Raw genomic sequence first — 11683 nt, 5'->3', positions numbered from 1 at the left:
ACACGCCGGGTTCTGTCGTTCGGGTGAAACTCCCCGGGCCGAAGCGGTCTCCCTGAGTGGCGGACGGCACCGACCGCCTGGTCACCGATCGCGGTGGTGGACGTGCCGACCGGCTCTGTCGCATGAGGTTCGGCGTTCCCGCGGAACTCACTCCCGGCCGGGCCCGGGCCACCGCGTGCCCCGGGCAGGTAATTTGATCATGCGCCTTCGGGCATGCCTGCCCGCCCCACGCGCGGGCCTTCGCGATACTGCCGCCACGGCCCGGTGCCCGCCGACCACCCCGAGAAGGCCGTCGCCCGCCCGCAGACCCGCCCTGCGGCCGGACGGCTCCTGACAGCCACCATCACTGGCGCCCTGACAGGCGTTGCCGCAAGGGCCTGCTGACCGCTCGCCACCGTCTGAGGAGGACGCCGTGAAGCCGCCGAAGCCACCCCATGCCCCCTGGGCCTCGCTGCACGATCGAATGCACCGCGAAGCCGGCGCCTACGCCGGGGATGCCGACCGGCCGCTGGCCGCCTACGCCGGCCTGATGGGCGCCTACGCCGCCACCGTCGCGGGTCTGTCCCTCACGGCTCGGGCCACCGGCCGCGACCTGCCCGCTCCGCGCCCGTGGGACGTCGCGTTGAACGCCCTGGCGACCCATCAGCTGGGCCGCCTGATCGCCAAAGACCCGGTCACCAGCCCCCTTCGGGTACCGTTCACCCACTTCGAGGGCACCTCGGGGCCGGCTGAACTGGAAGAGGAGGTACGCGGCACCGGCGCCCGCAAGGCGATCGGCGAACTGCTCAGCTGCCCCTTCTGCACCGGCCTGTGGATCGCCACCGGCATCACCGCCGGAACCCTCTTCGCGCCCAAGGCCACGCGCCTGACCACCGCCACCCTGTCCGCGCTGGCCGCAGCCGACTTCCTGCAGTTCGCCCGCACGGCCCTCCAGCGCGCGGCCGGCGAGTCGTGAGCACCTCGACGACCCCGACCGAGGGCCTGCACGTGTGGTCCTCGACCTCCCCACCGACGCGCATGCTCCAGGGTCGCGCCACCGCGAGTGCGGTGGCGCGACCCTAGGCCCGCCCGCCACCGCCCCTCACCCCGAACCGGAGGGAAAGACCCGAGTGCCCAAGAACAGCGCACCGGACCCGCACGCGCTACGCGACTACGCCCTGCTCGCCGACGGCCACCGCGGCGCCCTGGTGGGCCCGCGCGGTGACATCGTGTGGATGTGCGCGCCCCGGTGGGACAGCGACGCCGTCCTCGCCGCCCTCATCGGCGGCCCCGGCTGGTTCAGCGTCACCCCCACCGGCAGCTTCGTGTGGGGTGGCTACTACGAGGCCGGCACCCTGATCTGGCGCAGCCGCTGGGTCACCACCGGCGGGATCGTGGAGTGCCGCGAGGCCCTCGCCTACCCCGGCCACACGGACCGCGCCGTCCTCCTGCGCCAGATCACCGCCGTGGACGGCCCGGCCGAGGTGACGGTGAGCCTCCAGGTGGCGGCCGGCTTCGGCGAGCACCGGCTGCGGAAGGTCCGACGCGACGAGGACGGGTACTGGACAGCACGCGCCGCAGGCCTGCACCTGCGGCTGACCGGGCTGCCGGACGCGAAGAGCGTGGACTCCCGGCCGTGCCCCCGCCTCACGGCCCGGCTGCGCCTGGAGCCCGGCGAGCGGCACGACCTCGTCCTGGAGATCTGCGAACGGCCGCTGGAGGAACCGCCGGAGCCCGCGCGGCTGTGGCGGGCGACCAAGGGTGCCTGGACGAAGGACGTCCCCGACCTGACCGGGACGCTGGGCGGGCGGGACACACGGCACGCGTACGCGGTGCTGCGCGGCCTGACCGGGCCGGCCGGCGGGACCGTGGCCGCGGCGACCACGAGCCTGCCGGAGCGGGCGGAGCAGGGCCGCAACTACGACTACCGGTACGTGTGGATCCGCGACCAGGCCTACGTCGGCCAGGCCGCGGCCGCCGCCGGCGCCGACGATCTGCTGGACGACTCGGTGCGCTTCGTCACCGCCCGCCTCCTCGAACACGGCCCTCGCCTCGCGCCCGCCTACACCGTCACCGGCGGTCCCGTCCCGGACCCGCGCACCCTGGACCTGCCCGGCTACCCCGGCGGGTTCGACGTCGTCGGCAATCGGGTCAACCGCCAGTTCCAGCTCGACGGCTTCGGCGAGAGCCTGCTGTTGCTCGCGGCTGCCGCCCGCCGGGACCGGCTCGACACCGACGGCCGGCGCGCCGCCCAGGTGGCCGCCGACGCCATCACCAACCGCCACCGGGAGCAGGACGCCGGGATCTGGGAACTGGACTCCGACCGCTGGACCCACAGTCGGCTGACCTGCGCGGCCGGACTGCGCGCCCTCGCCGGCGTCGAGCCCGCGTCCGGCAGCGGCCGGGCTGCGAACTGGGAGGCGCTGGCCGACCGGATCGTCGCCGAGGCCGACCGCGACTGCCTGCACCCCACCGGCCGCTGGCAGCGCTCGCCGTCCAGGACGGGCGTGGACGCCGCCCTGCTGCTGCCCGCGCTCCGCGGCGCGATCCCGGCCGACGACCCCCGCACCCGCGCCACTCTGGACGCCGTCCTGGCCGACTTGTGCGAGGACCACTACTGCTACCGCTTCCGGCACGACAGCCGGCCCCTTCGGGACGCGGAGGGAGCGTTCCTGCTGTGCGGGTTCCTCGTCGCCCTCGCCCACCACCAGCAGGGCAACGAGAAGGAGGCGCTGCGCTGGTTCGAACGCAACCGCGCCGCCTGCGGACCGCCGGGCCTGTACGCGGAGGAGTTCGACGTCGCCCAACGCCAGCTGCGCGGCAACCTCCCCCAGTCATTCGTCCACGCCCTCATGCTCGAGACCGCCGCCCGCCTGACGCGCCACGACTGAGCCTCCACCCGGAGTCCGCCGATCCCCACGGCCACGCCATCGCGGTGGCCGGGGCACGGAGGTGGCCGGGCGGGTGAGGGCGGCTTCGGCGCCGGGGCCGTGCGGGTTCGCATCGAGGCTGCGGGGGAACCGCCCGTGCCGCCACCCGGTGGGGTGGCGGCACGGCTTCGTCGTCTCGGGTCCCGCCGGGTCAGCCGGTCGGGAACACGGCCTTCTGGACGTCGCTGGGATTGTCGAACTCGCCGGACGGCAGGTGCTCCAGCTCATCCATGATCATCTGCTCCGCGCCGTTGTCCTGGGCGCAGCGCACCAGCTCGTCACGGCTGGAAGGGTAGTGGGCGCCCTTGAGCGCCTTCTGCAGTTCGACGGGGCTGATCTCGGCCATGGGAGCCTCCAGGGCGGTCGGTGCCTTCCTTCCGACGCATCCGTGTGCCCGAAAAGCGGCATTCCATGCACTATGCCGGGAAGCGGGCGAGCTACGGGGCCCGGGCGGGCCGGCGCAGGAGCAGGACCAGCACCGCGGCGGCCACCACCGCGGCCGTGCCCAGCGCGGCGGAGGCCAGCGCGCCCCGGGCGCCCCTGACCATTCCGGCTCCCTCCGCCTCGGCCACACTCGAACGGTCGCTTCCGTCGGCGCCGCCGTTCCGAGCGGCGCCGGGACACCGCCGGCGTGAGCCATCGGCCCGCCGCCCGCGGCAGCGACGGGTGCCGTCGCGCCGGCCGGGGGCCCCCGGCCGGAACGGTCGGTGACAGCTGCGGCGCCCGCCCGGGTCGCGGTTCCCCGGGGGAGCCGTGAAGCTGTGGCAGAGGCCGCAGCTGTCATCCGACCGGCAGCGCACAGAGACCGCGGTCTCCCGAGCAAAGGCGTAGAACCATGCGCGTCCTCGGCATCAACGCCGTCTTCCACGACCCCGCCGCCCGTATCGTCGACGGCACCACCGGCGCGGCGGCCGAGGAGGAGCGGTTCAGCCGCCGCAATCACGGCAAGCGGCCGCTGCCGTTCTCCGCCCGGGGGCTGGAGGAGTCCGAGCCGCTGACCGGCCTGCCGGTGGTGGTCGACACCAGCCCCGACACGGCGGGCCGCCCGATGGCCGACGACATCCGGGACGCGCCGGAGGGCTTCGGGTCCTCACCCGTGGACCTCCTGGCTCCGGGGCCCTCCGCGGTGCGGCGCGAGGCGTTGTTCGCGGCGGGCGGCAAGGGGGCGCGGCGGTGAACCGGATCGACTACGCGGTGGTCGTCCCGACCCTGGGGCGCCCGTCCCTGACCACCTGCCTGGCCGCGCTGGCCGCCGGCACGGGACCGCTGCCGGCCCGCGTCGTGCTCGTGGACGACCGCCCGCTCAGCGACTGCCGGCCGCTGCCGGTCGAGGTGCCCGCCGCCCTCCGGGACCGGGTGGCCGTCGTGCCGGGCTGCGGCAACGGCCCGGCCGCCGCGCGCAACGCGGGGTGGCGCAACGCCCCGGAGCAGTGGATCGCGTTCCTGGACGACGACACCGTGCCCGGCCCGACCTGGGCCTCCGACCTGGTCGCCGACCTCTGCGCGGCGGATCCGCGGACGGCCGGCGTGCAGGGGCGGATCGTGGTCCCCACCCCGGTCGGCCGACGACCGACGGACTGGGAGCGCACCACCGCGGGCCTGGCCACCGCCCGCTGGATCACCGCCGACATGGCCCTCCGCCGGGCGGCGCTGGTCGAGGTCGGTGGGTTCGACGAACGGTTCCGCCGGGCGTTCCGGGAGGACGCGGACCTCGCGCTCCGGCTGCTCGACCGGGGCTGGCGGCTCACCACCGGGCAGCGGACCACCACCCATCCGGTGCGACCCGCCGACCCGTGGGTCTCCCTGCGCCTCCAGGTCGGCAACGCCGACGACGTGCTGATGACCCGTCTACACGGCCGCGACTGGTGGCAGCGGGCCGAGGCCGCCCGCGGCCGGCTGCCCCGGCACCTGGCGGTGACCGCGGCGGCGGCCGCCGCGGTCACCGCCGGACTCGCCCGGCGTCCCAAGGCCGCCGGCCTGCTCGCCGCCGCCTGGCTGCTGGGCACCGCGGAGTTCGCCACCGCCCGCATCGCGCCGGGCCCGCGCACCGGTGCCGAGGTCCGCGCGATGCTCGCCACCAGCGCGCTGATCCCGCCCGCCGCCGTCTGGCACTGGGCCCGCGGCTCACTGCGCCACCGACACGTGCCGGCCTGGACCAGTGCCGCCGGCGGCGCCCGCGCGACGCCCTGCGGGCCGCTGCCGGACCCGCCGCCCGTACCGTTCGCCCCCCGCTCCACCGCCCCCGATAGCAGCGGATGACCTTACGGTCGGCCTTGGCGGCCGGCCCCCGCAATCCGCCGGCGCACCGTCGGCCCGGCCGCGGGCCCGTTCCGGCAGCGTGCAGGACCGGTCCCGCGGCACCGAGGAGAAGGTGACACCGTGAACATCCTGCTCTGGCACGTGCACGGCTCGTGGACCACCGCATTCGTGCAGGGGCCGCACACGTACCTGGTACCCGCCACCGCCGACCGCGGGCCGGACGGCCTCGGCCGCGCCCGAACCGTCGACTGGCCGGCGTCCGTCGTGGAGCTGCCAGCCGAACGGCTCCGCGAGGCACCGATCGACCCGGTGGTGCCGCAGCGTCCGCACGAGGAGGAGCCGGCCGCACGCTGGACCGGGCGCCGTCCGGGCCGCGACATGCCTGCGGTGTACCTCGAACACAGCTGCCCGCACGGGGACGCGCCGGACACCCGGCACCCGGTGGCCGACCGGGACGGCCTGACGCTCGTCCGCGTCACCGGGTCCGACCGGCTCTTCCGGGACCGCGGACGGACCCCGACCACCGTGATCGAACACGGGATCGCGGACCCGGGCCACCGCTCGGTGCCGGAGGCGCTGCGGCACCTGCCGGAGCGGATGCCCACCGCGGCCGGGCGGGGCGAGCCGTGACGGCGGCGGGAAGTCGGGTCGGCCTGGTCGTCATCACCCGTGACCGCCGCGACCGCCTGCTCCACACCCTCGACCGGCTCACCGCCCTGCCCGAGCGGCCGAGGATCGTCGTCCTGGACAACGCCTCCCGGGACGGCACGGCCGCGGCCGTGCGCCGGCGGCACCCCGGGATCACCGTCGGGCGGCTGCGCCGCAATCTGGGCGCGGTGGCGCGCAACCTCGGCGTGGCCCGGCTCGACACCCCCTACGTCGCGTTCAGCGACGACGACTCCTGGTGGCGCCCCGGGGCGCTGGCCGCCGCGGAGTCCCTCTTCGACCGCCATCCGCGGCTGGGCCTGCTCGCGGCGGCCACCGAGGTGGGCCCGTCCGCGCAGCGCGACCCGATCGACCGGCTGCTGGCCGCCTCCCCGCTCGGCACCGGGGCCGACCTGCCGGGCCCTTCGGTCCTCGGGTTCCTCGCCTGCGCCAGCGTGGTTCGCCGCCGTGCGTTCCTGGGCGTCGGCGGGTTCCACCGGCTACTCCACTTCGGCGGTGAGGAGACGCTGCTGGCCTTGGACCTGACCGCGGCCGGCTGGGGCGTCGCACACTGCCCGCAGGTGGTGGCGCACCACGAGCCCGGCGGCGACCCCCGTCCGGGCCGAAACGCCCGGATGCGCCGCAACGACCTGCTGACCTGCTGGCTGCGCCGGCCCTGGCCGCAGGTGGTCAGGGAGACCCATGCGCTGGTCAGGGCAGCCGGGGGTGACCGCCAAGCGGCCAGCGCGCTGCTGTCGGCCCTGCCCCGGCTGCCGGCGGCCGCGCTGCAGCGCCGCGCGCTGCCGCCGGAGGTGGAGGAGGCCCTCCTGCTCCTGGGCGGCGGGGCGGCCCGAACGGAGCCGGACCGGTGACGGCGCCCGCCGCCCGGATCGGCGTCGTGGTGATCACCCACAACCGCCGCGACGAGGTGCTGCACACGCTGGCCCGGCTGTCCGCGCTCCCGGAGCGGCCGCCGGTGGTCGTGGTCGACAACGGCTCGACGGACGGCACCGCCGAGGCCGTGCGCGACCGGTTCCCCGGGGTGCGGCTGCTCCAGCCGGGCCGCAACCTCGGGGCCTGCGGCCGCAACCTCGCCGCCCGCACGGCCGACTGGCGGTACCTGGCGTTCTGCGACGACGACACCTGGTGGGAACCGGGGGCGCTGGGTCGGGCCGCGGACCTGCTCGACGGCCGTCCGTCGGTCGCCACGGTGACCGCGCGGATCGTCGTGGACCTCCCGGGCCGGCCCCTGGTCGAGGACCCGATCGTGGCGGAACTGCGCGACTCGCCGGTTCCCGGGCCGCCCGGCCTGCACCGGCCGGTGCTCGCCTCGTTCCTGGCCGGCGCGACGGTGGTCCGGGCCACCGCCTTCCGGGCGGCGGGCGGCTTCTCGCCGCGCCTGTGGCTCGGCGGCGAGGAGGAGCTGCTGGCCGCCGATCTCGCCGCGGCCGGCTGGTGGCTGGTGTACGCGGACGAACTGACCGTCCACCACCGCCCCTCCGCGGCCCGGGACGCAACCCTGCGGCGGCGCCACGGCATCCGCAACACGCTGTGGTTCAGCTGGTTACGGCGACCGGCCGGGCGAGCGCTGCTGCGCACCGCGCGACTGGCGTGCACCGTGCCGCGGGACGCCGTCTCGGTCCGCGCCTTCGCCGACGCCGCCGCCGGACTGCCCTGGGTGCTGCGCGAGCGCCGTCTGCTGCCGGACCGGGTCGAGCACGGGCTGCGACTGCTGGAGGGCCCGCAGCGCGCCTCGCGGGCACGGCGCTACGTCGGCTGAGACCGGCCGGCAGACCGGCGCCGGGCCGCGGAGCGTCCGCCGGTCAGGTCCGCGGCGCCCCGAGGCGGCGCGGTGGCTCCAGCCGGCGGTGTCCCCGGCTGCGCCGTCCAGCGTGCCCCGGGCGTCGATCACGCACGGCACCCGCCTCCGCCCGCGGAGCACAGCCGGGTCCTGTGACCGGAGCAGAGCCTGCTCCCCCACGCTCGTGGGCGCCGGCTCGGCCGAGAAGCCGGACGACCCGGGCGACAGGATCCGGATGGCGAAGAAGGCCGCACCGATCCGGCCGCACCCGTCGAGCTCCGACACCCCGCCCGCGACCAAGCTGCTCTTCCTCGGGGCGGGACCGGTGGACCGGGTGCGCGTCGTCGTCACCGGCCGCGGCCGGTCCTGATCCGGCGGCCCGCGGCCCGGGTCACGTCGGCGGCAGCACTTCGACCAGTAGCCGGTCGAGCAGCGTGCTGCCGGCCCGCGCCCGGGCCGCCGTACGGTCGGCCAGGACGCGGGCCTGCGGGCTCAAACACCACCGCCACCAGCGGTCCAGCTCTTCCGGGGCGGCGGAAGCGGGCAGCACCGCCGGCCAGTCGAGGACCCGCCCCTGCGCGGTGACCTTCGCACCGCCGAGGACCGGGTCGACCGCCAGAGCCGGAACCCCCGCGTCCAGAGCCAGGACGAGGCCGTGCAGCCGGGTGGTGAGGACGACATCGAGCCGGCTCAGTTGCGCGCGGAGCTGGGCCGGGGTCGCGGGCAGGCGCCAGTCCTGGCTCGACAGCCGGGTGTCGAGCTCGACCCGGGCCGCGTCCAGCCCGCGCAGCCAGGCGCCGAGCGAGTCGGCCAGTTCCTCGTGCCGGCGCGCCGCGCCGTACTCCAGTTGCCCGGAGCTGAGCAGCACGCCGACGACGGGCACCGGTGGCTGCGGGCCGGCGAACCATGACAGGTCGGGGACCGGTGGCCCGGCACCGTCCCGGGCCAGGACCCGGTGGAAACCGGTGACCGCCGGGTCACCGCCGTCCGGCACGGACACCCCGACGGCGATTCGCCGGCAGTGCCGGAACCGCCGGTGGAGTTCGGCGATCGGCGCCGCCAAGCCGGGGCCCGGCGGGTGCGAGTGCACCGGACCGCAGACGAACACGAGGTGGCTGTAGCTCTCGGGAGTGACCGAGGCGAGCGTGGGAGCGCCGGGCCGGAACCGGGGCGACCAGACGGTGTCGTGGGGCACGCCCGCACCGTCCAGGACCCGGGCGACCGAGTCGAGCGCCAGGATGTCACCGGCCGTGGCCTCGCCGTGCAGGAAGCTGAACCAGCCGGTGAGCAGGACCCGCCGTACGCGCCCGTCGGCGGGCGTGCGGACCGGGACGGCGGAGGACCGGTGGTCCCGGTCGGCCGCAGGCTCGTGAGGTCGCGAGTTCATCCGGGTGGTTCGCCGTTCAGTGCGCGGCGGCGTGCAGGGCCGCGATCGCCGGGTCGCCGCCGTCGGCCGCGGACCCGTGCGCGGGGCCCGGGGCCACGGACCCGTGCGCGGGGTCCGGGGCCGCGGACCCGTGCGCGGGGTCCAGGGCCACGGACCCGTGCGCGGGGTCCGGCTCGTGGAGAACAACCAGGACGACGATCGAGGCCATGCCCCGAGGGTGCGGCGGCCAGCCGGGCGCCGCACCCCGGGTCGGCCGTTCGGACCCGCCTTCGGCCCGCCGCGACCGCTGGAGGGCGGGATCCGCTTCTGGGTTGGTTCAGGGCCGGGCGGGTGGTGGCCAGGCGCGTCGTTGGTCGCCGTCATCGCAGAGTTGGCCGGTCTGGCGGGTGAGGTCGTCCAGCCGCTCGGCGAGGTCGGGGCGGGTGGCTTCGAGGTGGGGCCGCATGCGGGCCAGGGGCTTCCCATCCACGACGTCGTTCTATGGATGACACTCGCCACTTGTCATTGGATGGATGACGTGCTACAACGAATGTCAGGTGAAGCGCACTGGCACCCATCGACCAGTGGAGGTGTTCCGCGATGCTGATGCGCACTGACCCGTTCCGCGAACTGGACCGGCTGACCCAGCAGTTCCTCAACACGACCGGCACCTGGTCGCGGCCGACCCCGATGCCGCTGGACGCCTACCGCGCCGGCGACGAGTACGTGATCTGCTTCGACCTGCCCGGGGTGGACCCGGAGGCGATCGACATCGACGTCGAGCGGAACATGCTGACCGTCAAGGCCGAACGCCGCCCCCGCCACGAGGGCGAGAGCGTGAAGTGGGAGCTCACGGAGCGCCCCCTCGGCGTGTTCTCTCGGCAGGTCATGCTCTCCGACACCCTCGACCCCGAAGGGATCACCGCCGACTACGACGCCGGCGTGCTGACGCTCAAGATCCCGGTCGCCCAGAAGGCCAAGCCCCGCAAGATCGCCATCGGCCACAGCCGGGAACGCAAGCAGATCCAGACCTGATCGACAGCACCCGGACCGTCCCGTGCCGCTCCTGAACTCCCCCCGAGGGTCGGCACGGGACCTTCTCCTCCAGGACCGGATCCGGTCGCGGCGTACGGTGGGGGTATGGGCGGCCAGAAGCGCCGGTGTGCGTCCGTAGCCCCGCCTTCCCCGTGCGAGGTGTGCGGGCGCGAACAGGTCTGGCTGCCCGGTGAGGTGAGCGTGATCAACGGGCGCGCGGCCCGCGCCTGGACGGCCGGGCACCTCTCCGAGGGCCGCGGGCGGTGTTCGGGCGCCCGCGCAGGCGAGGAGGCGGTGGCCATGCCCGTTCACCAGCGCTACGCGGTGACCCTGCCCGGACCGGTCGGCGCGCATGGCCGCCCCCTGGTGCTCCTGGTACACCTGAGCAACGATGTCGCTCCGGGAGGGGGCCACGTCTGGACGGACGCCGCGGGTCAGTGGCGGCTGCGGATCGAAGACGAGGTGGCGACCGTGCTGTCCTCGCCCGCGGAATACGTCGGCCACCACCCCTGCCTGCACGCCGTCCCGATGCCCTGAACATGCCGGGACAGCGCCGTCAGCGCCGCCGTCCCTCCTCCAGCATGCGGAAGGTCTTGCCGGCGCCTGGCGCGTCGCCCAGGTGGAGCTTGAACCGGCCGCGGCCGGGGCCGAACCCGGTCGGCGGGCCGGGTGTGGTCCGCTGGTCCACCGCACGGCCTCGCTCCGGGGTCCGCCGGTCAATCGATCCGGGCGAGGGCGAGGTTGAGGGTGACGACGTTCACCCGCTGCTGCCCCAGGAAGACCAAGGTGCGGTCCTGCCGGTGCTCGTCCACCAGCCGGCGGACCAGCTCCGGCGCCAGGCCGCGGGCCCGGGCGACACGGTTGACCTGCTCCTCGGCGTAGGCCGGGGAGATGTGGGGGTCGAGGCCCGACCCACTGGCCGTGACCGCGTCCGGCGGGACCAGCTTCGGGTCGACGCCGTCGAACGCGGCGACGGCGGCGCGGCGGTCCTCGACGGCCTTCAGCAGGACGCCGCTGTTCGGGCCGAGGTTGGAGGCGCCCGAGGCGGTCGGGTCGTAGCCGGTGCCCGCCGCCGACGGGCGGGGCTGGAACCACCTGGGGTCCGGTTGCGGCTGCTCCTTCGGGTCGTTCGGGTTCCGCTTCGGCAGGTCGAAGGCCTGGCCGAGCAGGGCAGAGCCGACCGCCTGCCCGTTCAGCCGGACCTTCGAGCCGTTGGCCTGGTGGGAGAGGGCGAGCTGCGCGAACCCCGTCAGCAGCAGCGGGTACGCCAGGCCGCAGAGCACGGTGAAGACCAGCAGCAGGCGCAGGGCCGTCGCGTGGAGCCGGATCCACGTCCTCATGGGTACTCTCCTTCACGGCCGCCCGTCGGACCGTGTCCGACGGACACGGCTAGTAGAGGAACTGGGTGACCAGGTCGATGAGTTTGATGCCGACGAACGGCAGGACCAGACCGCCCGCGCCGTAGAGGGCGAGGTTGCGGCGCAGCAGGGCGGAGGCTGAGGAGGGCCGGTAGCGCACGCCGCGCAGGGCCAGGGGGATGAGCGCGACGATGATCAGGGCGTTGAAGACGATGGCCGAGGTGATCGCGGACTGGGGGCTGTGCAGGCCCATGATGTTGAGGTGGCTCAGGCCCGGGTAGACCCCGGCGAACATCGCGGGGATGATCGC

At 75.4% G+C, this 11683-nt stretch carries 15 protein-coding genes and 2 pseudogenes; 10 read left to right on the top strand and 7 right to left on the bottom strand.

Translation table 11 applies throughout. The features are described from left to right. The first annotated feature begins 412 nt into the window (after window positions 1–412). Both ACZ5OX_RS31850 and ACZ5OX_RS31845 read left to right on the top strand, forming a co-directional pair. On the top strand, window positions 413–955 hold the full coding sequence (locus ACZ5OX_RS31850) for a DUF1360 domain-containing protein (RefSeq protein ID WP_465634799.1): 543 nt from the start codon (window positions 413–415) through the stop codon (window positions 953–955). Between the two features lie 154 nt (window positions 956–1109). After that, on the top strand, window positions 1110–2870 hold the full coding sequence (locus tag ACZ5OX_RS31845) for a glycoside hydrolase family 15 protein (RefSeq protein ID WP_465634798.1): 1761 nt from the start codon (window positions 1110–1112) through the stop codon (window positions 2868–2870). A 190-nt stretch (window positions 2871–3060) separates the two neighbouring features. Here the strand turns inward: ACZ5OX_RS31845 and ACZ5OX_RS31840 are convergent, their stop codons facing one another. Next, on the bottom strand, window positions 3061–3255 hold the full coding sequence (locus tag ACZ5OX_RS31840; RefSeq protein WP_465634797.1) for a DUF2795 domain-containing protein: 195 nt from the start codon (window positions 3253–3255) through the stop codon (window positions 3061–3063). 489 nt (window positions 3256–3744) lie between these two features. On the opposite strand from ACZ5OX_RS31840, the gene ACZ5OX_RS31835 reads away from it, so the two are divergent. From ACZ5OX_RS31835 to ACZ5OX_RS31810, 6 genes and pseudogenes are all read left to right on the top strand, one after another. Then, the gene (locus ACZ5OX_RS31835) at window positions 3745–4086 is read left to right on the top strand and encodes a hypothetical protein (protein ID WP_465635034.1); all 342 of its coding nucleotides are present in this window, start codon (window positions 3745–3747) and stop codon (window positions 4084–4086) included. Then, window positions 4083–5168, top strand: coding sequence for a glycosyltransferase family 2 protein (locus tag ACZ5OX_RS31830; protein WP_465634795.1), 1086 nt, complete (start codon window positions 4083–4085; stop codon window positions 5166–5168). Before ACZ5OX_RS31835 ends, ACZ5OX_RS31830 begins: the two co-directional genes overlap by 4 nt. 120 nt (window positions 5169–5288) lie before the next feature. Then, a pseudogene (locus ACZ5OX_RS31825) lies at window positions 5289–5729 on the top strand (glycosyltransferase family 1 protein); the annotation flags it as partial. A 65-nt stretch (window positions 5730–5794) separates the two neighbouring features. Next, window positions 5795–6685, top strand: coding sequence for a glycosyltransferase family 2 protein (locus tag ACZ5OX_RS31820; RefSeq protein WP_465634794.1), 891 nt, complete (start codon window positions 5795–5797; stop codon window positions 6683–6685). Then, window positions 6682–7593, top strand: a complete 912-nt coding sequence (locus tag ACZ5OX_RS31815) for a glycosyltransferase family 2 protein (protein WP_465634792.1) — start codon at window positions 6682–6684, stop codon at window positions 7591–7593. The genes ACZ5OX_RS31820 and ACZ5OX_RS31815 overlap by 4 nt, the downstream gene beginning before the upstream one ends. 205 nt (window positions 7594–7798) lie before the next feature. Beyond that, window positions 7799–7984, top strand: coding sequence for a hypothetical protein (locus tag ACZ5OX_RS31810; RefSeq protein ID WP_465634791.1), 186 nt, complete (start codon window positions 7799–7801; stop codon window positions 7982–7984). A gap of 21 nt (window positions 7985–8005) precedes the next feature. Here the strand turns inward: ACZ5OX_RS31810 and ACZ5OX_RS31805 are convergent, their stop codons facing one another. The 3 genes from ACZ5OX_RS31805 to ACZ5OX_RS31795 all read right to left on the bottom strand — a co-directional run bounded on the left by ACZ5OX_RS31805 (window position 8006) and on the right by ACZ5OX_RS31795 (window position 9470). Beyond that, entirely contained in the window at window positions 8006–9001 is a 996-nt protein-coding gene (locus ACZ5OX_RS31805; protein WP_465634789.1) for a polysaccharide pyruvyl transferase family protein, read from the bottom strand. A 16-nt stretch (window positions 9002–9017) separates the two neighbouring features. Next, window positions 9018–9209, bottom strand: a complete 192-nt coding sequence (locus tag ACZ5OX_RS31800) for a hypothetical protein (protein WP_465634788.1) — start codon at window positions 9207–9209, stop codon at window positions 9018–9020. Window positions 9210–9317: 108 nt separating this feature from the next. Further along, window positions 9318–9470 (bottom strand): hypothetical protein, encoded by a 153-nt coding sequence (locus ACZ5OX_RS31795; RefSeq protein WP_465634787.1) that lies wholly within the window; start codon window positions 9468–9470, stop codon window positions 9318–9320. Window positions 9471–9580: 110 nt separating this feature from the next. Here ACZ5OX_RS31795 and ACZ5OX_RS31790 point away from each other — a divergent pair, with 110 nt between their 5' ends. Together ACZ5OX_RS31790 and ACZ5OX_RS31785 are read left to right on the top strand one after the other, a co-directional pair. Beyond that, a complete protein-coding gene (locus ACZ5OX_RS31790) occupies window positions 9581–10015 on the top strand; it encodes an Hsp20/alpha crystallin family protein (RefSeq protein ID WP_465634786.1) in 435 nt (144 codons plus the stop codon). A 300-nt stretch (window positions 10016–10315) separates the two neighbouring features. Then, a complete protein-coding gene (locus ACZ5OX_RS31785; RefSeq protein WP_465634784.1) occupies window positions 10316–10552 on the top strand; it encodes a DUF6296 family protein in 237 nt (78 codons plus the stop codon). A gap of 19 nt (window positions 10553–10571) precedes the next feature. On the opposite strand, the gene ACZ5OX_RS31780 is transcribed toward ACZ5OX_RS31785, so the two are convergent. The 3 genes and pseudogenes from ACZ5OX_RS31780 to ACZ5OX_RS31770 form a co-directional block, all read right to left on the bottom strand. Further along, window positions 10572–10703, bottom strand: coding sequence for a hypothetical protein (locus ACZ5OX_RS31780; protein WP_465634783.1), 132 nt, complete (start codon window positions 10701–10703; stop codon window positions 10572–10574). Between the two features lie 28 nt (window positions 10704–10731). Next, window positions 10732–11355 (bottom strand): K(+)-transporting ATPase subunit C, encoded by a 624-nt coding sequence (kdpC, locus tag ACZ5OX_RS31775; protein WP_465634782.1) that lies wholly within the window; start codon window positions 11353–11355, stop codon window positions 10732–10734. 49 nt (window positions 11356–11404) lie between these two features. Further along, window positions 11405–11683: pseudogene (locus tag ACZ5OX_RS31770) on the bottom strand (potassium-transporting ATPase subunit B); the annotation flags it as partial.

It is taken from the genome of Kitasatospora sp. NPDC032121 (assembly GCF_055580145.1).
This window is presented reverse-complemented; position numbering and strand designations above follow the sequence as displayed.